The organism is Roseovarius tolerans (assembly GCF_900109855.1).
In the GTDB taxonomy this organism is placed as follows: Bacteria; Pseudomonadota; Alphaproteobacteria; order Rhodobacterales; family Rhodobacteraceae; genus Roseovarius; species Roseovarius tolerans.
The window spans coordinates 77,439-96,496 of record NZ_FOBO01000004.1 but is presented as its reverse complement, the minus strand read 5'-3'; the positions used below and the strand labels follow the sequence as shown (position 1 = coordinate 96,496).

Below are 19,058 nucleotides of genomic sequence, written 5' to 3'. Positions count from 1 at the left end.
ATGACACCATGAAGACGATAGTTATCTGCTCGGGCGGGCTCGATTCCGTGTCGCTCGCCCACAAGACCGCCGCCGAGCATGATCTCGCGGGGTTGGTGAGCTTCGATTACGGACAGCGCCACGTCAAGGAGGTGGAATATGCCGCCGCCTGCGCGCGCCGTCTGGGTGTGCCGCATAAGGTGGTGGATATTCGCCAGATCGGTGCCGCGCTCTCGGGCTCGGCGCTGACCGATGATGTGGACGTGCCCGACGGCCATTATGCCGAGGACACGATGAAGATCACCATCGTGCCCAACCGCAACGCCATCATGCTGGCCATCGCCTTCGGAATGGCCGCGGCGGAAAAGGCCGAGGCCGTGGCCATGGCGGTGCATGGCGGCGACCACTTCATATACCCTGACTGCCGCCCCGGCTTTGTAAACGCCTTTCAGGCGATGCAGGACGCCGCGCTCGAGGGCTATGCCAACATCACCCTCTACACCCCCTATCTGCACGGCTCCAAGGCCGATATCGTCACCGACGGTGCGCGCCATGGCACGCCCTTTGCCGAGACATGGTCCTGCTACAAGGGTGGCGCGCGGCATTGCGGGCGGTGCGGCACCTGTGTGGAGCGGCGCGAGGCGTTTCATCTGGCGGGTGTGGCCGATCCAACCGACTACGCTGATCCCGACTATTGGCTCACCGCCGTGGCGAAAGGAGGCGCATGATGTACCGGATCACCAAGGAATTCCATTTCTCAGCCTCGCATCAATTGCACGGCCTGCCGCCGGAGCATCAATGCGCCCGGCTGCACGGCCATAATTACATCGTCGTGGTCGAACTCGCCGCCGACGACCTCAACCCACATGGCTTCGTGCGCGACTACCTCGATCTGGCCGAATTGAAGCGCTATATCGACGACGAGTTGGACCACCGGCACCTCAATGACGTGCTGGGCGACGATTGCGTCACCGCCGAGCGCATGGCGAAGCATTTCTACGACTGGTGCCGCGCCCGCTGGCCCGAAGTGACCGCCGTCAAAGTCAGTGAGACGCCAAAGACATGGGCGGAATACCGACCGTGAGCGAGGCGATCCGCATTTCAGAGATTTTTGGCCCGACCATTCAGGGCGAGGGTGCGCTGATTGGTGAGCCCACGGTCTTCGTGCGCACCGGCGGCTGCGATTACCGCTGCTCATGGTGCGACAGCCTGCATGCGGTCAATGCGGAGTATCGCACCACTTGGGCCCCCATGCCGCCCGCCGAGGTGATGGCCGAGGTGGCGCACCTCTCGGGCGACCGGCCCTTGATGGTCACGCTTTCGGGTGGCAATCCGGCGATCCAGCCGCTTGGGCAATTGATCGAGATGGGCAAGGCACAGGGCTACCGCTTTGCCATGGAGACGCAAGGGAGTGTCGCGCGCGACTGGTTCGCGGCGCTCGACATGCTGGTGCTCAGCCCCAAGCCACCTTCGTCAGGCATGACCGTCGATTGGCCCGTGTTCGAGGACTGCGTGACAGCGGCCGGCACCGCCCCGGCCGTCCTCAAGATCGTGATCTTCGACGAGACGGATTACCTTTGGGCGCAGGACGTGGCGGCGCGCTGCCCGGCCCTGCCGCTCTACCTGCAACCGGGCAACCACACCCCACCGCCGCCCGAGGATGACAGCGCGGTCGTGGATCAGGACGGCATTGATGACCGCATGCGCTGGCTGGTGGAACGCGTGGTGGCTGACGGATGGTTCGCGGCGAAGGTGTTGCCGCAATTGCATGTCATGCTCTGGGGCAACAAGCGCGGGGTTTGAAGGAGAAAGACAATGAGCGACGATATCTACAAAGACCTCAAACAGTTGGGCGGCACAACGCAGGTGCCGCAACACCCCGAAGAGGCGGTGCTGGAACGGGTCTCCAACCCGCAGGCTGACACCGTCTATAACGTGCGCTTTACAGCGCCGGAATTCACCTCGCTTTGCCCGATGACCGGCCAGCCCGACTTTGCCCATCTGGTGATCGACTACGTGCCGGGTGCCTGGCTGGTCGAGAGCAAATCGCTAAAGCTCTACCTCACCTCTTTCCGAAATCACGGGGCCTTCCACGAGGATTGCACGATCACCATTGCTCGGCGTCTGGTCGAGTTTCTCGATCCTCAATGGTTGCGCATCGGCGGCTACTGGTATCCGCGCGGCGGTATACCGATCGACGTGTTCTGGCAAACTGGGCCCATGCCCGAGGGCGTATGGATCCCCGATCAGGGCGTGCCACCCTATCGCGGGCGGGGATAAGAGCGCGCTCTTTCCTGAATCTGCCATTTGCGTGATCGGCGCGTTGCCGACGCGCGCGGTGGCGATCTCACCTTGGTTCAGCCGGTCTTTATGCCAGCCAAATCCGAAAACGGATTGATCGCAAAACAGGTTGCAGCCGAATCGCCGCCGCTGGGGAGCGCGTCGGGGATGCGCGGCGGCCTGAAGGCCGCGTATCGCGCGGGGCGTCAATCAAACGTCAGTTCCAAGCCAAACGCAACGCCCCACAAAAAAAGCCCGCGCATCACACGCGGGCCTCATCCAGACTAGGCGGTGCCGCGCTTCACCCCGCGCTCGCGCCCTCTTTCTTCTTGCCCTTGGATTCCGCGTAGATGATCAGCGGTGCCGCGTCCGAGTTCACAGCCTCCTCGTTGACGACCACCTCTTCGACATTCTCCAGGCTCGGCAGATCGAACATCGTGTCGAGCAGAATATCCTCGAGGATCGAGCGCAGGCCCCGCGCACCGGTCTTGCGCGCAATCGCGCGTTTCGCGATCGCGGTCAGCGCATCATCGGTAAAGCTGAGCTGCGCACCCTCCAGTTCGAACAACCGCTGATACTGCTTCACCAGCGCGTTCTTGGGCTGCGTCAGGATCGTCACCAGCGCGTCCTCGTCGAGATCCTCCAGCGTCGCCAGAACCGGCAAACGCCCGACAAATTCCGGGATCAGACCGAACTTGAGCAGATCCTCCGGCTCCAGATCAGTAAAGATTTCACCGACGCCCCGCTCGTCATTGCCGCGCACATCGGCGCCAAAGCCCATTGCGCTGCCCTTGCCACGCTGCGCGATGATCTTGTCGAGCCCGGCAAAGGCCCCGCCGCAGATGAACAGGATATTGGTGGTGTCCACCTGCAGGAATTCCTGCTGCGGATGCTTGCGCCCGCCCTGCGGTGGCACCGCGGCGACGGTGCCCTCCATAAGCTTGAGCAGTGCCTGTTGCACCCCCTCGCCCGACACGTCACGGGTGATCGAAGGATTCTCGCTCTTGCGGGTGATCTTGTCGACCTCGTCGATATAAACGATGCCGCGCTGCGCGCGCTCGACGTTGTATTCGGACGACTGCAACAGCTTGAGGATGATGTTTTCCACATCCTCGCCCACGTATCCCGCCTCGGTCAGCGTCGTGGCATCGGCCATCGTGAAGGGCACATCGAGGATGCGCGCCAGCGTCTGCGCCAGCAGCGTCTTGCCACAGCCGGTGGGGCCGATCAGCAGGATATTCGACTTCGACAGCTCGATATCGCTCTTGCCGGAATTGTTCAGGCGCTTGTAGTGGTTGTGCACCGCGACCGACAGCACCCGCTTGGCCATCGCCTGCCCGATCACATAGTCATCGAGCACTTGGCAGATGTCATGCGGCGTCGGCACACCCTCGCTCGACTTCAGCCCCGCGCTCTTGGTTTCCTCGCGGATGATATCCATGCAAAGCTCGACGCATTCATCGCAGATGAACACGGTCGGCCCGGCGATGAGCTTGCGCACCTCGTGCTGGCTCTTGCCGCAAAAGCTGCAATAAAGCGTGTTTTTGCTGTCGCCGCCGGAATTCGTTGCCATCACGTACCTTTCAGACCCTGCGCCGCTATGCGTCATGCGGCGCGGTCAGGGCCTTTGCTCTGTCTTTCGTGTCTCCCACCAGCTTAGGACAGGCGGAAAAGCACCACAATCCGAAAATCGCGGCACCCCGATCCGGGTGCCGCGATCGCCTTATTTTTCCTCGTCGTCGCCGGTGGCGCGGCTCTCGACGATCTCGTCGATCAGGCCCCAGTCCTTGGCCTCTTCGGGCGACATGAAATTGTCACGCTCCAGCGCATCCACCACCTTCTTCATGGTCTGGCCGGTATGCTTGACATAGATCTCGTTCAGCCGGTCCTTCAGCTTCTGGGTTTCCTTGGCGTGGATCATGATATCCGTCGCCTGGCCCTGATAGCCGCCCGAAGGCTGGTGCACCATCACCCGGCTGTTGGGCAGCGAGAACCGCATGCCCGGCGCGCCCGCCGTCAGCAAGAGCGATCCCATGCTCGCCGCCTGCCCCACGACCAGCGTGCTGACCTTGGGCTTGATATATTGCATCGTGTCATAGATCGACAGGCCGCTCGTCACCACACCGCCGGGGCTGTTGATATACATGCTGATTTCCTTCGACGGGTTCTCCGCCTCCAGATGCAACAACTGCGCCACGATCAGGCTCGACATGCCATCATGCACCGGGCCGCTCAGAAAGATGATCCGCTCCTTGAGGAGGCGCGAGAAGATGTCATAGGCGCGTTCCCCCCGGCTGGTCTGCTCGACGACCATCGGCACGAGGGTGTTCATGTAGGTATCCATAGGGTCGTTCATCGGGGCCCGCCTGCTGTTTTGCCCGGGCCTGCCTGCCCGGGTAGATGGGATTTGCCGACCGTAGCCGGTCAGTTGCTAAAGGAGTCTTAGTGTCGCGCCCAAGGGGCTGCAAGGGCGTCGCATTAATTTGTGGCACGCGGCCGCGCCGCCGTCGCTTTCCCCGCCACAGCCGCTCACTTTTTCGCGCAGACGTCCGCACATGTTTTGCAGAATGCGGAAAAACGCCCTAAATACCACTCCAACGCTCTCAATGGATGCACATGTCATGCCCCTGCCCGTTCTCGATGACCAGATCTCCCCCGAAGAAATGGACCGCATGGTCGAAAACGCGACCACGGCGGCCAATTTCCTCAAGGCGATCAGCCACGAGGGGCGGTTGATGATTCTGTGTCATCTGGTCTCGGGCGAGAAATCCGTGACCGAGTTGGAGGAATTGCTTTCGGCCCGGCAGGCGGCGGTGTCGCAACAGCTGTCGCGGCTGCGCCTCGAAGGGCTCGTGAGCACCCGGCGCGAGGGCAAGGCCATCTATTACAGCCTTGCCGATGAGCGCCCGCGGCGCGTGCTCGAAGTGGTCTATGACCTGTTTTGCGCCCCCGACGCGCAGGGGCGCAATGGCTGATCAGGCGGCCTTCACGGTCTTGTCCACCGCATAGGGCGCAAACGCATCATCCACATCCGTGTGGTTCACATGGTTGGAATAGTTGCTGATCGTCTTGACGGCCATCGCCAGGATGATCTCCAGCACGTGGATATCCGAATAGCCTGCGGATTTGAACGCCTCGGCCTCGGCCTTGGTCGGCAGGCCACGCGTCTCCCACATGTGATGGGTGAACCGGCGCAACGCCTCCAGTTTTTCATCGTCCAGCGATTTGCCGTCGCGCAACGCCTGCGTATGCGCCTCCGACAGCTTCGAGACATTGATCGCCAGCATCGAATGCGCGGCGGTGCAATAGTCACAGCCATTCGCCAGCGAGATGGTCAGAAACACGACCTCCTGCTCCGGCGGTGTGAAATTGGCCTGCTCGCGGAAATGCGCATAGCCGTGCAGATAGGTGCTCAGCAGGCCCGGATTGACGGCCATGCCGCGATACATGTTCGGCACGAAACCCAGCTTTTCGCGGGCCCCGTCCAACAACTCCTTGGCCAGACCATCGGCCGTCTCATCACTCACGGGGGTGGCGTCCACCTTGAGTTCAGCAGTCATTTAACCCTCCTTTGCTTGCGGTCAAACCCAAGGTAATCTGGGCCCGTGTTGGATGAAACCGCCGCGCCGGTCACCTAAGCGTGAGGCCGGTGCGCGGGCGCAGACCGGACTGTGCGGCGCAACACCGCTGCCGCACAGGCCACGCCATGCGTCGCATTCCCCCATTTCCCGCGCGGCCCCCACATGCTACCCAAGCGCCGATATCGGAAAGGACCCCGTGATGAGCCACGAAATCCGCCTCGCCTTCGAGCATCCCGCCGCGCGCGCCTCGGCCACGGCCCCCGATGGGCCGCTCGATCGCATTTCGGTGCGCGATCACACCGTCGAGGTGGAGATCGGTGCCTTTCAGGCCGAGCGCGGCACCACGCAGCGGATCTGCTTCAACGTGGTGGTCGAGGTACGCCCGATGACCGGCACGCTCGACGACGATGTCGACCGCATCCTGTCCTATGACAAGGTGACCGAGGCGATCACCGCCGAGTTGGCCGAGGAACGGCTCAACCTCCTGGAAACGCTGGCCGAACGCATCGCCGAACGCATCCTGTGGGAGCCGCAGGCGGTCCGCACCTTCGTGCGTATCGAGAAACTCGACCGTGGCCCCGGCGCACTCGGGGTCGAGATCGTCCGCTCGGTCGATGATCTGGCCACCAAGCCCGCTAGCCCGCATCACGACACAGCACCGCATCCGCATGTGGTGTTCCTGACCAACGCGGCGGTGCGTTCGCCCAACTTGCCCCGCTGGCTCGATCAGCTCGAGGCGCGGGCAGAGCCGGTGATCCTCTGCGTCGGCCGCCCCGACGTGGACAGCCCCAAGACCGGACACCGCATGACACAGCGCCGGGTCGACCTGCTGGCAATGGAACAGAACGCCTGGGTTCTGGCGGGCCGTGATGACCGCTGCGTCGTGGTCGCCACCCGCACCGAACTCGACTGGGCGATGAAGAACGGCCAGATCAGCGTCTGGGCCCCGTCCAAGATCGTGCTCGACGCCGTCGACGGCCCCACCGTCGGCCCCGACAAGCCGGTCGATCTCGCCGCGTGGTTTGCTGGCCATATCGAGGCCTCGGACCTGCTGCTCATAGGCGAGGCCCCGCCGTCCTCCTGCGACGTGCCGGTGCTCATTCAGGACATCGCCCGCTCCGGCCTGTGATGCTCTATTACCGCCCCATCCCCCGCACTGACCCCGCCCGCCCCGAAGGTGCCCTGCCGCTCGCGGGCGGCTGGTGCTGGTTCGACACGGTCGAGGTGCTGGCACGCGACGCCGCCCCGCGGCTGATGCCCGCCCGCGACCTGCCCGATGAGGCGATGACCCGTCTCACCGCGCCCCGCGCGCCCATAGCCTCGCTCGACATGACCGCGCCGCAGATCATGGGCATCCTCAACGTCACCCCCGACAGCTTTTCCGACGGCGGCCAGCATTTCGATCCCGCGCAAGCGCTCGCCCATGCCCATGCCATGACCCGCGCCGGGGCTGCGATCCTCGATGTGGGCGGCGAGTCCACCCGCCCCGGGGCCGCCCCGGTCCAGATCGACGACGAAATCCGCCGCACCGCGCCAGTGATCGCCGCCATCCGCGCCGAGATCGCGACGCCTATCTCCATCGACACTCGCAAGACCCCCGTGGCGCAAGAGGCCGCGCGCGTCGGGGCCAATCTGATCAACGACGTGGCAGGCTTCACCTTCGACCCCGCCCTCGCGCCCTTCGCCTCGCAGCACGCCCTGCCGGTCTGCGTCATGCACGCGCAAGGCAGCCCCGAGACCATGCAGAGCGACCCACGCTATGACGACGTGACGCTCGACGTCTATGACTGGCTCGGGCAGCGCGTGGAGGCGCTCATCGCCCTTGGCATCCCGCGCGGGCGCATCGTCGTCGATCCCGGCATCGGCTTCGGCAAGACCCAAGCGCACAACCTGCGCCTGCTGCAAAATCTCTCGCTCTTTCACGGCTTCGGTTGCCCGGTCCTTCTGGGGGCCTCGCGCAAACGCTTCATCGGCGACATCAGCCACACGCCGCAGGCCTCCGACCGCATTCCCGGCTCCCTCGCCGTGGCGCTCGGCGGCGTTGCCCAAGGCGTGCAGATCCTGCGCGTCCATGACGTCCCTGAAACCCGCGCAGCCCTCGACCTCTGGCGCGCCGTCACCTTCGCGGCCCGCTGATCACCTGTTTGATCCCGATCTGAACGCAGCATTTATCCACAGATCTTGCCCGGTTTCTTTAGAAAAACCGACAGCACCAGGCGTTATCCCCACCCATGTGACATTGGGCTTTGATCTGCGCCAACCTGCCCGGCTCAACCCCGTGCGAACACCCGCCGCAAGGCGCGCCATTGACTGATCGCTACCCCGCCCAGAATGAGCGCCATCGCCGCCAGCAGGCTCGGTGGCAACGGCTCGAACAGCACTGCCGCCCCAAGGATCACCGACCAGACAGGCACCATGTAATTGACCAGCCCGAAAAAGCTCGGCCCTGCCTCGCGATTGACCTGCACCAGCAGCAGTTGCGCCACCCCGGTGGGTAAGATTCCAAGGTAAAGCAACGCCAGAAAACTCTTTGCACTCAATGTAGTTGGCAGCCCTTCTTGAAGCAGCGCATAGGGCAGGATGATCACTGCCCCGATCAGCAGCACGGTGGCAGCCAGGGCCAGCCGGTCCACTTCGGGGCAAAGCCGCGTGGCGATGGTGCCCATGGCATAGCAGCCCGCCACACCAAGGCATGCCAACCTTGCCAATGATTCCAAATCCTTGCCGGTCGAAGCGAATGCGTCAGGCCCGATCAGCACAACCACCCCGACGGTTCCCATGACGAACCCCACCAGCTTGCGCAGACTCATCCGTTCACCCGGCACCAGAAAATGCGCCAGCGGCAGGATCAGGAGCGGCACCGCCGCCATGCAGACCCCGGCAAAGCCAGACGCCACCGATTGCTGCGCCCAGGCCAGAAGGGAAAACGGGATAACGTTTGAAAACAATGCCATGAAGCCCGAAAACGCCCAGATCATGCGCCCGTTGGGCTGGCGCGGATCCGGCAGAGACCGCCCCTTCAGCCGCACCAGTGCAAGCAGAAAAACCGCCCCAAGGGTGATCCGCGTCGCCGCGATCATCAGCGGCCCGGTGTCGCGCAGCGCCACCGAGATGAACATGAAAGACGCCCCCCAAATCAACCCGAGCGCTCCGATCCGGAGGAAGTTTATGGGCGCGATTTCAATAATTTGACCAATCCTCGACTGATGGGAGACAGCCCTGTGACCGGATGCCTCGGTTGACGGGACGGTTGGGCGATGCAGGTGGGGCGGTAGTGAAACGAAAGGAGGACCATCATGGATATCTATCTGCTACCCGGGTTGGCCCTGATCACACTGGTACTGGTGCTGATACTGGCCTTGCGCAGCAAGCGCAAAACCGATGAACGGCGCAAATCCGCGGAGACCCCCAAGAGCGCCCTCGCGCGGGACGGTGATGCCCACAAGAAGGCTCCGTAAACAGGACGCGATCCGGCCCATGCAAGGGGCCGGATCGGGCTTTGTGAGTCGGGACTCAGTTCTTCTCGCGATCGACCATCTTGCCCGCGCTGATCCACGGCATCATGCCGCGCAGTTTCTCGCCGACTTCCTCGATCTGATGCGCGTCGTTCATCCGGCGTGTGCCCTTGAAGAACGGCTGACCGACGGTATTCTCCGTCATGAAATCACGCACGAACTTGCCGGTCTGAATGTCGTGCAGGATCGCCTTCATCTCTTTCTTGGTCTGCTCATAGGGCAGCACGCGCGGCCCGCTGACATACTCGCCATACTCGGCCGTGTTCGAGATCGAGTAATTCATGTTGGCGATGCCGCCCTCGTAGATCAGATCGACGATCAGCTTCACCTCGTGCAGGCACTCAAAATACGCCATCTCCGGGGCATAGCCCGCCTCGACCAGCGTCTCAAAGCCCATGCGGATAAGTTCCACGAGACCGCCGCAGAGCACCGCCTGCTCGCCGAAGAGATCGGTTTCGCATTCCTCGCGGAAATTGGTCTCGATGATCCCAGAGCGCCCGCCACCGATGGCCGAGCAATAGCTGAGGCCGATTTCAAGCGCCTTGCCAGAGGCATCGTTGTTCACCGCCACAAGGCAGGGTACACCGCCGCCCTTGACATATTCGCCGCGCACGGTGTGGCCGGGGCCCTTGGGGGCCATCATGATGACGTCCACGCCCTCTTTCGGCTCGATCAGGCCGAAATGGATGTTCAGCCCGTGGGCAAAGGCAATCGCCGCGCCGGGCTTGATGTTGTCATGCACGTATTTGCGATAGGTCTCGCCCTGCAACTCGTCGGGCATGGTGAACATCATCAGGTCGCACCAGGCCGCCGCCTCGGCGATATCCATGACCTGAAGGCCCTCGCCTTCGGCCTTCTTGGCCGATGCCGACCCTTCGCGCAGCGCGACAACGAGGTTCTTCGCGCCTGAATCCCGCAGGTTCAGCGCATGGGCATGGCCCTGGCTGCCATAGCCCAGAATGGCGACCTTCTTGTCCTTGATCAGGTTGATGTCGCAGTCACGATCGTAATACACGCGCATGGCGTTCTCCTTTTTGCTTGACTGGCGTCAGGATAGGGCCGCGCTATAGATTAGGGGATCAAATGTGATTTATTTCTGTCATTTCTCGTGATATTCATTCGTGAAAATATGATTTGGATAAATTTTCATGCTCGACGACACAGATCGGCGTATCCTGCGCCACTATCAGCACGCCCCCCATCTCGGCCCCGCGGAACTGGCCGAACTTGCGGGCGTGACCCCCGCAACCTGCGCCCGGCGGCTCGACCGGATGCAGGCCACGGGCGTGATCCGCGCCAATCGCGCGGTGATCGACTGGCGCGCGCTCGGCTACGAGGTGGAGGTCAGCCTGCGCGTCACTCTCGACAAGACGCAGGTCCGCGCCTTTGACGAATTCATGGACGCCGCGAGGAACGTGCCGGAAGTCATTGAAATACAAACATTCCTTGGTCGCGTCGATCTGCGCCTCTCGGTCATCGCGCGGGACATGGCGCATTATCAGGACCTGTACCGCCGCGCCATCCTGACCCTGCCGCATATCGCCGATATCGAGGCGCTGATGCATGTGGCGCGGATCAAGTCCGACGAGGTGCTGCCGGTATGATCGACCTCGATACCACCGACCGGCTGATCCTGCGCGCGCTCACCGAAGACGCCACCCAATCGGCAAGCGCCATCGGCCGCCGTCTGAATCTCTCGCAACCCGCCGCGTGGCGGCGCATCCGCAAGCTGCAAGACAGCGGCGTCATCAAGGCGCAACGCCTTGATCTCGATCACGAAAAACTGGGGTTCGGCGTCACTGTCTTTCTCGGTGTGAAGCTCGCCACCAAGGGGCGTGTCAGCCTCGAGGATTTCGAACGCGCGGTCTCGGCCATCCCCGAGGTGCAGACGGTCGAACATATCCTCGGGCTTTACGACTACCGCCTGCGCGTCGTGGCGCGTGACATCTCGGATTTTGAGCGCGTGTTGCGCCGCCGGATCATGACCTTGCCCGGTGTCGGCAACGTCGAGGCGAATGTGCTCTTGTCCGAGGAACGCCGCCCCGGCCCCATCGGCTAGCCCCGAGACTGGACATCCCCGGGCCTGCACTGCATCTTGGCCGCAACCCAACAGGAGACGCCCCATGACTGCCCTTCTCGACACGGTCGATCCCGACGGCCTCTTGGAATATTCGGTCGTGTTCACCGACCGCTCGCTCAACCATATGAGCCAATCTTTCCAAACGGTTATGCGCGACATTTCATCCATGCTGAAGGAGGTCTATACCGCCGATGCGGTTGCGCTCGTGCCCGGTGGCGGCTCTTACGCGATGGAATCCGTGGCCCGGCAATTCGGGCGCGGCGCACATGCTCTGATCGTGCGCAATGGCTGGTTCTCCTTCCGCTGGAGCCAGATTTTCGACGCGGGCCAGTTCACCTCTGACACCACCGTCTGTATGGCGCGTCAGACCGGCAACGGTGCTGCCACGCCCTTTGCCCCCGCCCCGATCGAGGAGGTCACCGCCAAGATCCGCGAGGCGAAACCGGACGTGGTCTTCGCCCCGCATGTGGAAACCTCCGCCGGGCTGATCCTGCCGGATGACTATGTGACAGCCTTGGCCGAGGCCGCACATGAGGTCGGCGCGTTGATGGTGCTCGATTGCATCGCGAGCGGGTGCGCGTGGGTGGACATGAAAGCCACCGGCGTCGACGTGCTGATTTCGGCGCCGCAAAAGGGCTGGTCAGCCTCCCCCTCGGCCGGTCTGGTGATGCTCTCGGCGCGCGCGATGGCGCGACTGGAGGAGACCTCCTCGGACAGTTTCGCGCTTGATCTCAAGAAATGGCGCGCGATCATGCAGACCTATGAGGATGGCGGCCATGCCTATCATGCCACCATGCCCACCGATGCGCTGCGCGCCTTCCGCGACACGATGATCGAAACGCGCGACTACGGCTTTGAAAAATTACGCGAGGCGCAATGGGAATTGGGCGACGGGGTGCGCGCGATGCTGGCCGCGCGCGGCGTGACCTCGGTCGCCGCCGAAGGCTTTGGCGCGCCGGGGGTGGTGGTCAGCTATACGAGCGACCCCGACATCCAGAACGGCAAGAAATTCGCCGCAGAGGGTATGCAGATCGCCGCCGGCGTGCCCTTGCAGGTAGGCGAACCCGATGGGTTCCGCACCTTCCGGCTGGGCCTCTTCGGGCTTGACAAACTCTACGATGTGCCCGCCGCGTTGAACCGGCTGGAGACAGTGCTCGACCGGGTTTTGTAACCTTCGGGGCTAAAGGCTGATTTTGGCCTGGAGCGGACCTTTGCCGTGAGCCGCGCATCGACGGGCCGCGGTACGGCGATCCAACATCAGATTTGTAGCGCTTTATATCAGCCAAGCCCGAAAAACATCCGCGCACAGAGCAGGTTGCAGCCAAATCGCCGTGCCAGGGGGCGGCCCGGCGATGCGCGGCGGCCTTCGGCCTTGTTCCGCGCAGGTGCTTCAATCTAACGTCCCCTCCAGGCCAAATCACCCATACCCTTCGCCTCAGCCCGGCGTCACGGCCCATTCTCACCCGCGCGCGCCAAGCCCCATCTGCATCAGCGTCTTGCGCACCGGCGCCAATGAGTAGATCGCATCGAGCGCCTGCGCACGCGCATCCCGCAGGGGCTGCGCGCGCATCATCGAGGCCCGGTTGAGCAGGTCAATCCCGGTCACCCGCGCACGCACCTCCAAATGCCGACGTCGGTGATAGGTCTCGAGCATCGCGCGGTCGCCCAGCCTCTCGGGTGCCGCCTCGGCCAGTTCCAGCAGCACGCGCATATCGCCAAGCGACATGTTCAGCCCCTGCGCGCCAATCGGCGGCACCACATGCGCGGCCTCGGCGACCAGCGCCACGCGCTCTGCACACATCCGCTCGGCCACCTGGCTGATGATCGGCCAGACCGTCCGGCGCGAGGCAAGCGTCAGCGGCCCGAACAGGTGACAGGAGCGGATGTTCATCTCGGCCTCGAAATCCTCCACCGGCAGGGCGGCCAGACGCGCCACCTCCGGCCCCTCCTCCATCCAAACGATGGCGGACGAGGGCCGCCCCTCGTGATCGGGCAGCGGCACCAGCGTGAACGGCCCGCCGGAGCGATGAATCTCGGTCGAAACATTCTCATGTGGAATCGGATGGGTGACCGCAAAGGCCAGCGCCTTTTGCCCATAGCGTGTGGTCTTGACCTCGACCCCCGCCGCCTCGCGGATGGGCGAATTGCGCCCGTCGGCGGCGATCACCAGCCGACAGCGCACGCGGCTGCCATCGCTCAGCCCGACGCGCGCCTCGCTCTCACGAGTGAAGAGCGTGGTCGTGCCGGTGCCGGGGCGAAATGTGACCGAAGGCAGGCTTTCCAGATGCGCGACCATTTCGCGGCGCAACAGCCAATTGGGCAGGTTCCAGCCAAACGGCTTTTCGGAAATATCCGAGGCGTCGAACTCGCGCGTCACACGCGGCTCCGGCACCTCACCGCCCGCATCGACGATCCGCATCACCTGCAGATCGGCGGCATGAGGCGCGAGCGGCGCCCACACCCCGGCCCGGTCCAAGAGCGCCTGCGCCGGTTGCAGAAACGCCGTGGTGCGCAGATCCGAGCCCTCGGCATCGCGCGCGGTAATGGGTGGTGCGGGATCGACGCAAAGCACGGAAAACCCCGCGCTGCCAAAGACCGAGGCTGCGGCAAGACCGGCCACGCCCCCGCCAGAGACGACGATGTCATACTCCGCCTGCGTCATGTCGGCCTCCCTCGGGGCGCGGCCAACCTCAGCCGCGCGAAATGATCAGCAGCACCACCCACATCACCGGGACCAGCGCCAGCGCGGGAATATAAAGCCCCGGAATGCCCCAGAGCGCAATGCTCGTTCCCCACCCGGCGATGAAAATCGCAAGGCTCAGCAGGATCGGGCCGACGGCACCCGCGTCCGCATCGTGATGGGCGCGCGGTACGTCGTGCGCGGGGGTAGTGTCGGTCAGGGTCATGAGCGGCCTCATTGTGAAAAGGTGACTGTTTCATTCACGTATTTATGACCGCGCGCCCGCACCGCAAAGGGGCGTTTCGCCGCAGCGCTCAGACCAGCCGCGCCAGAAACCCACCCAGATCGTCGGTATGGTGATGAATATGCGCGGCTTCAACGCGGTCCGGTGCCACATGCACGGTGCGCATCCCCATGGCATACGGCGCCGAGAGGTTGCGCGGATCGTCCTCGAACATCGCCGCACGCGCCGCCGCACTGCCGTCGCGCCGCAGCACCGTCTCGAACGCCTCTGCCTCGGGTTTGGGGCGATATTCCGCATGCTCGACGCCGTAGACCGCATCGAATGCGCCGGCCAGCCCACGCCGGTCGATCACCCGCTCGGCATAGGGCGCGGAGCCGTTGGTGTAGACGATCCGCCGCCCCGGCAGCGCACGGATGGCCGCACCCAGATCGGCATCGGGTTCCAGATGATCGAGCGAGATGTCATGCACCGCGTGCAGATAGGGACCGGGATCGAGATCATGCAGCCGCATCAGCCCGGCCAGCGTGGTGCCGTGATCGCGCCAATAGGCATGACGCAGCCGGTCGGCCTCGGCATGGCTCACGCGCAGCGTCTCCATCACGAAATGCGTCATCCGCGCCTCGATCTGATCAAAGAGCCGGGCAGAGGGGGGATAGAGCGTGTTATCGAGGTCGAAAACCCATGTCTCGACATGGGTGAAATCCTGTTTCGGCATGGCGCGATCATAGGCGGGCGCGACAATGGGTGCAATCGGGCAAGGCTTGATCCCGCGCACAATCCGCGTAAGGTCTTGCCTCAACGCAGGAAACGAAACGGAACCGCCCATGAAACCGCCCAGCACCGATGCCTATTCCCTGATCCTCGAGGCGATCGACATCGGCGTGTTCAAGCCCGGCGACCGGCTGGTCGAAAGCGATCTGGCCGAGCGGTTCGGCGTGTCACGCACCCCGATCCGCGAGGCGCTGCAACGGCTTGAGACACAATCCATGCTGACGCGCGACGGGCGCAGCCTGATCGTGGCCTCGCTCGATTACAACCAACTGGCAGAGCTTTACGTGGTGCGCGCCGAACTCGAAGGGCTGGCCGCGGCGCTCGCCGCACGCCACGCCACGCCCGAAGAGGTGCGTGTGCTGCGCGACATGGTCGAGGATGATCGCGCGCTCTTGGGCAAACCGTCTGATATGGCGCGCGCCAACCGGCGCTTTCACAAGCAGATACATCTGTCGTCCCATAACCGCTTTCTGGTGCAGCAGCTTGATCTCGTGCATCGTTCCATGGCGCTTCTGGCGACCACGTCGCTGGCCGCCGTGGGCCGAGACGAGGATGCGCTCAAGGAACATGACGCCATCGTCACCGCGATCGAGGCGCATGACGGCGAGGCGGCGGCACAGGCGCTGCGCGATCACATCTCAAAGGCCTTCGTGACCCGGCTCAAGCTTGATTCCGGCGAGGTCCAGTCCGCCGTCTGAGCCACGCTGCCCGCGTGCCGTCACCGACAGACCATGCGCCGTCTTGTCCCAGAAGAACGGCTTGCACACCAGTTCATAGAGCGCCTTGTAGGCCGCCACCGCGCCAAGCGGGGAATAGAAATGCATCACCGGCACCCAGGCGATCAGATGCCGGTGCTTTGGCCGCGCGACAGACACCGCGTGAATACAGGCATTCAACACCTCGACGGTCAGGAAAAGACTGCCGATGGCAGTGAGCACCGCGCGCGGCAGGACCGGGTCGAGCGGGTGCGGCAGACCGAACAGCACCAGCCAGAACGACCACAGCACCGGCGCGAGCAGGACCTGTGACACGGCACTGACGAAATGCGCCTGAAAGCCCCAGAATTTCCACGCCCCCATTTGCGCATGCAGATGCCGGGGCGCCCGCATATGCACCAGATAGGTTGTCATATAACCCTTGAGCCAGCGTGAACGCTGCTTGATCCAGGGCCAGGGGCGGCAATTGGCCTCTTCTTCGGTCACCGTCTCGATCATCTCGGTCCGGTAGCCGTGGCGCGCCAGCCGAAAGCCCAGATCGGCGTCCTCGGTCACGTTATGGGCGTCCCACCCGCCCAGCTCCTCCAGCACGTCGCGCCGGAAATAGAGCGTCGTGCCGCCAAGCGGTATGGCCAGCCCGAGCCGCGCCATGCCCGGCAGCATGGTGCGGAACCAGGTCGCGTATTCGATTGTGAAACAGCGCGCGAGCCAGTTCTGCGTCGGGTTATAGTAGTCGAGAATGCCCTGCAGGCAGGCCACCTCGCGCGGGACCTGCTGAAAACGGCGGGCGACCTTGGTGATCTGATCGGGGTCGGGCGCGTCCTCGGCGTCAAAAATGCCGATGATATCGCCCCTGCAGAAATCGAGCGCGTAATTCATCGCGCGCGGCTTGGTGCGCGGCTGCCCGTCCGGCACGACCACGGGCCGCACCCAGGGCGGCAGGTCGATGCCCGCAAGGGTCTGCTGGGTCAGTTGATCTTCTTCCTCCAGCACGAGGATCACGTCGAGCAGGCATTTGGGATAGGTGAGCCGGCTCAGGCGCGCGATCAGTGCATGCGCGATCTCGGTCTCGCGAAAAAGCGGCACGAGGATCGACACGTGCGGCAGGGCCAGGTTCGGGCGCGGCACGGGCGCCGATCGCACGCCCGTCAAATGCGCCGTGAACGCCGCAGTCTTGAGCCCCGCCGCGACCACCAAAGTCACCACGGCCCAGCCTGCCAACAGGCCGAACAACGCGACCGGAAAGGCAAGGCACAGCAACACGAGACACAAAAGCGCGGCGAGGGTCAGGCGCAGGCGTCGCGCAGCCGTGCCGCCCCACGTGCGACAGCTTTCGCTTTCGGGAACCCGCGCGGTGGCCAATGCGCGCAACTCCGCCCTGTACTCCTGCCCGAGCCGCGCCTGCACATCCGCACGCGGGGCCATCAGCGAGCGGGCCTCCGCCAGGTCCGGCGGCAGAGCACGGCGCAGGGCGACAAGGCTGTCGCCACCATCGGCCACAATGCGCGGCGCGCCATGCCCGTCCCGGATAGCCAATGCCCCATGCTTCAAGAGCACGCGAGGATCGAGACCGCTATCTATGGTTGGGGAGGTGGCGAGAGCCTCGGGTGTGATCCGTCGGGTGGCCAGATGGCGGGCATGCGCGGCCAGCAGATCATCCTCGCTGGCCAGCCCCTCGGCGCGCAGGATACGGTCGAGCGAAGTGTCGCAATGCCGCCGCATCAACTCGGCAAGCGCCATGTCCGACGTGCTGACCGTGCCTGCCCGGACCAGTTCGCGCCCCAATGCACCGGTCCGGCGCAGCGTCGCAACCCCATCATCCCAACCCGGCCCGAGTTGGCGCAATTCAGAAATCCCCATGCGGCAACCTTCCCTCTCTGCCTTGAGGAAACGCTAGCGCGCGGATGGTTAACGATCTTTTAACGAGTGGTTAACGCGAGAGGAAATACTCAGGGTTTATCGCGCCATCGAGGCCGCGAACCGCTCGAAAAGGTAAAAGCTGTCCTGCGGGCCGGGGCTCGCCTCGGGGTGATGCTGCACGGAAAACACCGGGCGGTCCTTGATACGGATGCCGCAATTGGAGCCGTCGAACAGCGACACATGGGTCTCCATCACGTCTGTGGGCAGGCTCTGGCCATCGACCGCAAAGCCATGGTTCATAGAGGTGATCTCGACCTTGCCGGTCTCCAGGTCCTTGACCGGGTGGTTGGCACCATGATGGCCGTGGTTCATTTTCACGGTCTTGCCGCCCAATGCCAGCGCCAGCATCTGATGCCCGAGGCAAATCCCGAACAGCGGCAGCCCCTTGTCGAGCACACCCCGGATCATCGGCACCGCATATTCGCCGGTCGCCGCCGGGTCGCCCGGACCATTGGACAGGAACACACCATCGGGCGAATGCGCCAGCACATCCTCGGCGGTGGCCGTCGCGGGCAGCACCGTCACCTCGCAGCCCGCACTTGCCAGACAGCGCAGGATATTGCGCTTGGCCCCGTAGTCCACCGCCACGACCTTGTGACGCGCGTCAGTCTGACGGGCATAGCCCTCGGGCCAGGCCCAGCGCATCTCGTCCCAGCGGTAGGACTGCGTGCAGGTCACGTCGCGCGCGAGGTCCATGCCCTCCAACCCGGCAAAACCGCGTGCCTTGGCGACCAGCGCCTCGGCGTTGAAATTGCCCTCGGGGTCATGCGCCAGCGCCACATGCGGCGCGCCCTGCTGTCGGATCGCGCGGGTCAGACGGCGGGTATCGACACCGCCGATGGCGATCCGCCCGCGCCGTGCGAGCCATGCCGCCAGATGCTCCTGCGCGCGCCAGTTCGACGGATCGGTCGGGTCCCACTTGACGACCATGCCTGCGGCCACCGGATCGACGGTCTCGTCATCTTCCGTGTTCACGCCGGTATTGCCGATATGCGGGAACGTGAAGGTCACGATCTGCCCGGCATAGCTGGGATCGGTCATGATCTCCTGATAGCCGGTCATCGCGGTGTTGAAGCACAGTTCCGCCACCGTCTCGCCCACCGCGCCAAAACCCTGACCATAAAAGAGCGAGCCATCGGCAAGCGCCAGGCAGGCAGTCGGGCGGGGGCGGGTCGCATGGGCCATCTGGGCGAGTCTCCGGTCTGAGCAAATTGGCGCATACCTACGGCTGCGCCCCGGTCGGGTCAAGGGCCGGTTCGCCCGTCCGCGCAGTCCTCTGACGGTTGCCATGC

General features: G+C 64.0%; 22 protein-coding genes. 12 read left to right on the top strand and 10 right to left on the bottom strand.

Features of this window, described 5'->3' with window-relative positions; all coding sequences use genetic code 11:
* Positions 1-8 precede the first annotated feature (8 nt).
* The 4 genes from queC to queF are packed head-to-tail and all read left to right on the top strand — an operon-like array spanning position 9 to position 2,259.
* Positions 9-707: a 7-cyano-7-deazaguanine synthase QueC gene (gene queC, locus BMX04_RS05130; RefSeq protein WP_074785289.1), complete on the top strand. Its 699-nt coding sequence runs from the start codon at positions 9-11 to the stop codon at positions 705-707.
* Positions 707-1,063: a 6-carboxytetrahydropterin synthase QueD gene (queD, locus tag BMX04_RS05125; protein ID WP_074785288.1), complete on the top strand. Its 357-nt coding sequence runs from the start codon at positions 707-709 to the stop codon at positions 1,061-1,063. The genes queC and queD overlap by 1 nt, the downstream gene beginning before the upstream one ends.
* Positions 1,042-1,782, top strand: a complete 741-nt coding sequence (gene queE, locus BMX04_RS05120; protein ID WP_074785287.1) for a 7-carboxy-7-deazaguanine synthase QueE — start codon at positions 1,042-1,044, stop codon at positions 1,780-1,782. The genes queD and queE overlap by 22 nt, the downstream gene beginning before the upstream one ends.
* Positions 1,783-1,794: 12 nt before the next feature.
* On the top strand, positions 1,795-2,259 hold the full coding sequence (gene queF, locus BMX04_RS05115; protein WP_074785286.1) for a preQ(1) synthase: 465 nt from the start codon (positions 1,795-1,797) through the stop codon (positions 2,257-2,259).
* 301 nt (positions 2,260-2,560) lie between these two features.
* Here the strand turns inward: queF and clpX are convergent, their stop codons facing one another.
* Both clpX and BMX04_RS05105 read right to left on the bottom strand, forming a co-directional pair.
* Positions 2,561-3,832, bottom strand: coding sequence for an ATP-dependent Clp protease ATP-binding subunit ClpX (clpX, locus tag BMX04_RS05110; protein WP_050662835.1), 1,272 nt, complete (start codon positions 3,830-3,832; stop codon positions 2,561-2,563).
* Positions 3,833-3,982: 150 nt separating this feature from the next.
* Positions 3,983-4,615, bottom strand: coding sequence for an ATP-dependent Clp protease proteolytic subunit (locus tag BMX04_RS05105; protein WP_050662834.1), 633 nt, complete (start codon positions 4,613-4,615; stop codon positions 3,983-3,985).
* A 265-nt stretch (positions 4,616-4,880) separates the two neighbouring features.
* On the opposite strand from BMX04_RS05105, the gene BMX04_RS05100 reads away from it, so the two are divergent.
* Positions 4,881-5,234 (top strand): ArsR/SmtB family transcription factor, encoded by a 354-nt coding sequence (locus BMX04_RS05100; protein ID WP_074785433.1) that lies wholly within the window; start codon positions 4,881-4,883, stop codon positions 5,232-5,234.
* On the opposite strand, the gene BMX04_RS05095 is transcribed toward BMX04_RS05100, so the two are convergent.
* On the bottom strand, positions 5,235-5,819 hold the full coding sequence (locus BMX04_RS05095; RefSeq protein ID WP_074785285.1) for a carboxymuconolactone decarboxylase family protein: 585 nt from the start codon (positions 5,817-5,819) through the stop codon (positions 5,235-5,237).
* 220 nt (positions 5,820-6,039) lie between these two features.
* Between BMX04_RS05095 and BMX04_RS05090 the strand changes: the two genes are divergently transcribed.
* Both BMX04_RS05090 and folP read left to right on the top strand, forming a co-directional pair.
* On the top strand, positions 6,040-6,969 hold the full coding sequence (locus BMX04_RS05090) for a dihydroneopterin aldolase (protein WP_074785284.1): 930 nt from the start codon (positions 6,040-6,042) through the stop codon (positions 6,967-6,969).
* Positions 6,969-7,976: a dihydropteroate synthase gene (folP, locus tag BMX04_RS05085; protein WP_074785283.1), complete on the top strand. Its 1,008-nt coding sequence runs from the start codon at positions 6,969-6,971 to the stop codon at positions 7,974-7,976. The genes BMX04_RS05090 and folP overlap by 1 nt, the downstream gene beginning before the upstream one ends.
* A gap of 134 nt (positions 7,977-8,110) precedes the next feature.
* Here the strand turns inward: folP and BMX04_RS05080 are convergent, their stop codons facing one another.
* The gene (locus BMX04_RS05080) at positions 8,111-9,025 is read right to left on the bottom strand and encodes a DMT family transporter (RefSeq protein WP_074785282.1); all 915 of its coding nucleotides are present in this window, start codon (positions 9,023-9,025) and stop codon (positions 8,111-8,113) included.
* A gap of 111 nt (positions 9,026-9,136) precedes the next feature.
* On the opposite strand from BMX04_RS05080, the gene BMX04_RS19355 reads away from it, so the two are divergent.
* Positions 9,137-9,298: a hypothetical protein gene (locus BMX04_RS19355; RefSeq protein ID WP_175477326.1), complete on the top strand. Its 162-nt coding sequence runs from the start codon at positions 9,137-9,139 to the stop codon at positions 9,296-9,298.
* Between the two features lie 55 nt (positions 9,299-9,353).
* On the opposite strand, the gene ilvC is transcribed toward BMX04_RS19355, so the two are convergent.
* A complete protein-coding gene (ilvC, locus tag BMX04_RS05075; RefSeq protein WP_074785281.1) occupies positions 9,354-10,376 on the bottom strand; it encodes a ketol-acid reductoisomerase in 1,023 nt (340 codons plus the stop codon).
* A 127-nt stretch (positions 10,377-10,503) separates the two neighbouring features.
* On the opposite strand from ilvC, the gene BMX04_RS05070 reads away from it, so the two are divergent.
* The 3 genes from BMX04_RS05070 (at position 10,504) to BMX04_RS05060 (ending at position 12,606) form a co-directional block, all read left to right on the top strand.
* Entirely contained in the window at positions 10,504-10,959 is a 456-nt protein-coding gene (locus tag BMX04_RS05070; protein ID WP_074785280.1) for an Lrp/AsnC family transcriptional regulator, read from the top strand.
* Positions 10,956-11,414, top strand: coding sequence for an Lrp/AsnC family transcriptional regulator (locus BMX04_RS05065; RefSeq protein ID WP_074785279.1), 459 nt, complete (start codon positions 10,956-10,958; stop codon positions 11,412-11,414). The genes BMX04_RS05070 and BMX04_RS05065 overlap by 4 nt, the downstream gene beginning before the upstream one ends.
* Positions 11,415-11,478: 64 nt before the next feature.
* Complete coding sequence (locus tag BMX04_RS05060; RefSeq protein ID WP_074785278.1) at positions 11,479-12,606, top strand: aminotransferase class V-fold PLP-dependent enzyme; 1,128 nt, start codon at positions 11,479-11,481, stop codon at positions 12,604-12,606.
* Between the two features lie 288 nt (positions 12,607-12,894).
* Here BMX04_RS05060 and BMX04_RS05055 read toward each other — a convergent pair whose 3' ends face one another.
* The 3 genes from BMX04_RS05055 to BMX04_RS05045 all read right to left on the bottom strand — a co-directional run bounded on the left by BMX04_RS05055 (position 12,895) and on the right by BMX04_RS05045 (position 15,074).
* Positions 12,895-14,097, bottom strand: a complete 1,203-nt coding sequence (locus tag BMX04_RS05055; protein ID WP_074785277.1) for a UbiH/UbiF family hydroxylase — start codon at positions 14,095-14,097, stop codon at positions 12,895-12,897.
* Between the two features lie 28 nt (positions 14,098-14,125).
* Positions 14,126-14,341 (bottom strand): hypothetical protein, encoded by a 216-nt coding sequence (locus tag BMX04_RS05050; protein ID WP_074785276.1) that lies wholly within the window; start codon positions 14,339-14,341, stop codon positions 14,126-14,128.
* 88 nt (positions 14,342-14,429) lie between these two features.
* Complete coding sequence (locus tag BMX04_RS05045) at positions 14,430-15,074, bottom strand: pyrimidine 5'-nucleotidase (protein WP_074785432.1); 645 nt, start codon at positions 15,072-15,074, stop codon at positions 14,430-14,432.
* Positions 15,075-15,183: 109 nt separating this feature from the next.
* Here BMX04_RS05045 and BMX04_RS05040 point away from each other — a divergent pair, with 109 nt between their 5' ends.
* On the top strand, positions 15,184-15,828 hold the full coding sequence (locus tag BMX04_RS05040; RefSeq protein WP_050662892.1) for a GntR family transcriptional regulator: 645 nt from the start codon (positions 15,184-15,186) through the stop codon (positions 15,826-15,828).
* Here the strand turns inward: BMX04_RS05040 and BMX04_RS05035 are convergent.
* Together BMX04_RS05035 and carA are read right to left on the bottom strand one after the other, a co-directional pair.
* Positions 15,769-17,706, bottom strand: a complete 1,938-nt coding sequence (locus tag BMX04_RS05035; protein ID WP_083398084.1) for a glycosyltransferase — start codon at positions 17,704-17,706, stop codon at positions 15,769-15,771. The two genes, BMX04_RS05040 and BMX04_RS05035, sit on opposite strands and share 60 nt — an antisense overlap.
* A 96-nt stretch (positions 17,707-17,802) precedes the next feature.
* A complete protein-coding gene (gene carA, locus BMX04_RS05030) occupies positions 17,803-18,951 on the bottom strand; it encodes a glutamine-hydrolyzing carbamoyl-phosphate synthase small subunit (protein WP_074785275.1) in 1,149 nt (382 codons plus the stop codon).
* Between the last annotated feature and the right edge of the window lie 107 nt (positions 18,952-19,058).

What these genes read in the sequence shown, in the direction of transcription:
- BMX04_RS19355 (WP_175477326.1), top strand. Translation starts at nt 9,137, where the DNA reads ATGGATATCTATCTGCTACCCGGGTTGGCCCTGATCACACTGGTACTG.
- BMX04_RS05105 (WP_050662834.1), bottom strand. Translation starts at nt 4,615, where the DNA reads ATGAACGACCCTATGGATACCTACATGAACACCCTCGTGCCGATGGTC.
- BMX04_RS05065 (WP_074785279.1), top strand. Translation starts at nt 10,956, where the DNA reads ATGATCGACCTCGATACCACCGACCGGCTGATCCTGCGCGCGCTCACC.
- carA (WP_074785275.1), bottom strand. Translation starts at nt 18,951, where the DNA reads ATGGCCCATGCGACCCGCCCCCGCCCGACTGCCTGCCTGGCGCTTGCC.
- ilvC (WP_074785281.1), bottom strand. Translation starts at nt 10,376, where the DNA reads ATGCGCGTGTATTACGATCGTGACTGCGACATCAACCTGATCAAGGAC.
- queF (WP_074785286.1), top strand. Translation starts at nt 1,795, where the DNA reads ATGAGCGACGATATCTACAAAGACCTCAAACAGTTGGGCGGCACAACG.
- BMX04_RS05100 (WP_074785433.1), top strand. Translation starts at nt 4,881, where the DNA reads ATGCCCCTGCCCGTTCTCGATGACCAGATCTCCCCCGAAGAAATGGAC.
- BMX04_RS05060 (WP_074785278.1), top strand. Translation starts at nt 11,479, where the DNA reads ATGACTGCCCTTCTCGACACGGTCGATCCCGACGGCCTCTTGGAATAT.
- queD (WP_074785288.1), top strand. Translation starts at nt 707, where the DNA reads ATGTACCGGATCACCAAGGAATTCCATTTCTCAGCCTCGCATCAATTG.
- BMX04_RS05090 (WP_074785284.1), top strand. Translation starts at nt 6,040, where the DNA reads ATGAGCCACGAAATCCGCCTCGCCTTCGAGCATCCCGCCGCGCGCGCC.
- BMX04_RS05035 (WP_083398084.1), bottom strand. Translation starts at nt 17,706, where the DNA reads ATGGGGATTTCTGAATTGCGCCAACTCGGGCCGGGTTGGGATGATGGG.
- BMX04_RS05055 (WP_074785277.1), bottom strand. Translation starts at nt 14,097, where the DNA reads ATGACGCAGGCGGAGTATGACATCGTCGTCTCTGGCGGGGGCGTGGCC.
- BMX04_RS05070 (WP_074785280.1), top strand. Translation starts at nt 10,504, where the DNA reads ATGCTCGACGACACAGATCGGCGTATCCTGCGCCACTATCAGCACGCC.
- BMX04_RS05040 (WP_050662892.1), top strand. Translation starts at nt 15,184, where the DNA reads ATGAAACCGCCCAGCACCGATGCCTATTCCCTGATCCTCGAGGCGATC.
- clpX (WP_050662835.1), bottom strand. Translation starts at nt 3,832, where the DNA reads ATGGCAACGAATTCCGGCGGCGACAGCAAAAACACGCTTTATTGCAGC.
- queC (WP_074785289.1), top strand. Translation starts at nt 9, where the DNA reads ATGAAGACGATAGTTATCTGCTCGGGCGGGCTCGATTCCGTGTCGCTC.
- BMX04_RS05050 (WP_074785276.1), bottom strand. Translation starts at nt 14,341, where the DNA reads ATGACCCTGACCGACACTACCCCCGCGCACGACGTACCGCGCGCCCAT.
- BMX04_RS05045 (WP_074785432.1), bottom strand. Translation starts at nt 15,074, where the DNA reads ATGCCGAAACAGGATTTCACCCATGTCGAGACATGGGTTTTCGACCTC.
- queE (WP_074785287.1), top strand. Translation starts at nt 1,042, where the DNA reads ATGGGCGGAATACCGACCGTGAGCGAGGCGATCCGCATTTCAGAGATT.
- folP (WP_074785283.1), top strand. Translation starts at nt 6,969, where the DNA reads ATGCTCTATTACCGCCCCATCCCCCGCACTGACCCCGCCCGCCCCGAA.
- BMX04_RS05095 (WP_074785285.1), bottom strand. Translation starts at nt 5,819, where the DNA reads ATGACTGCTGAACTCAAGGTGGACGCCACCCCCGTGAGTGATGAGACG.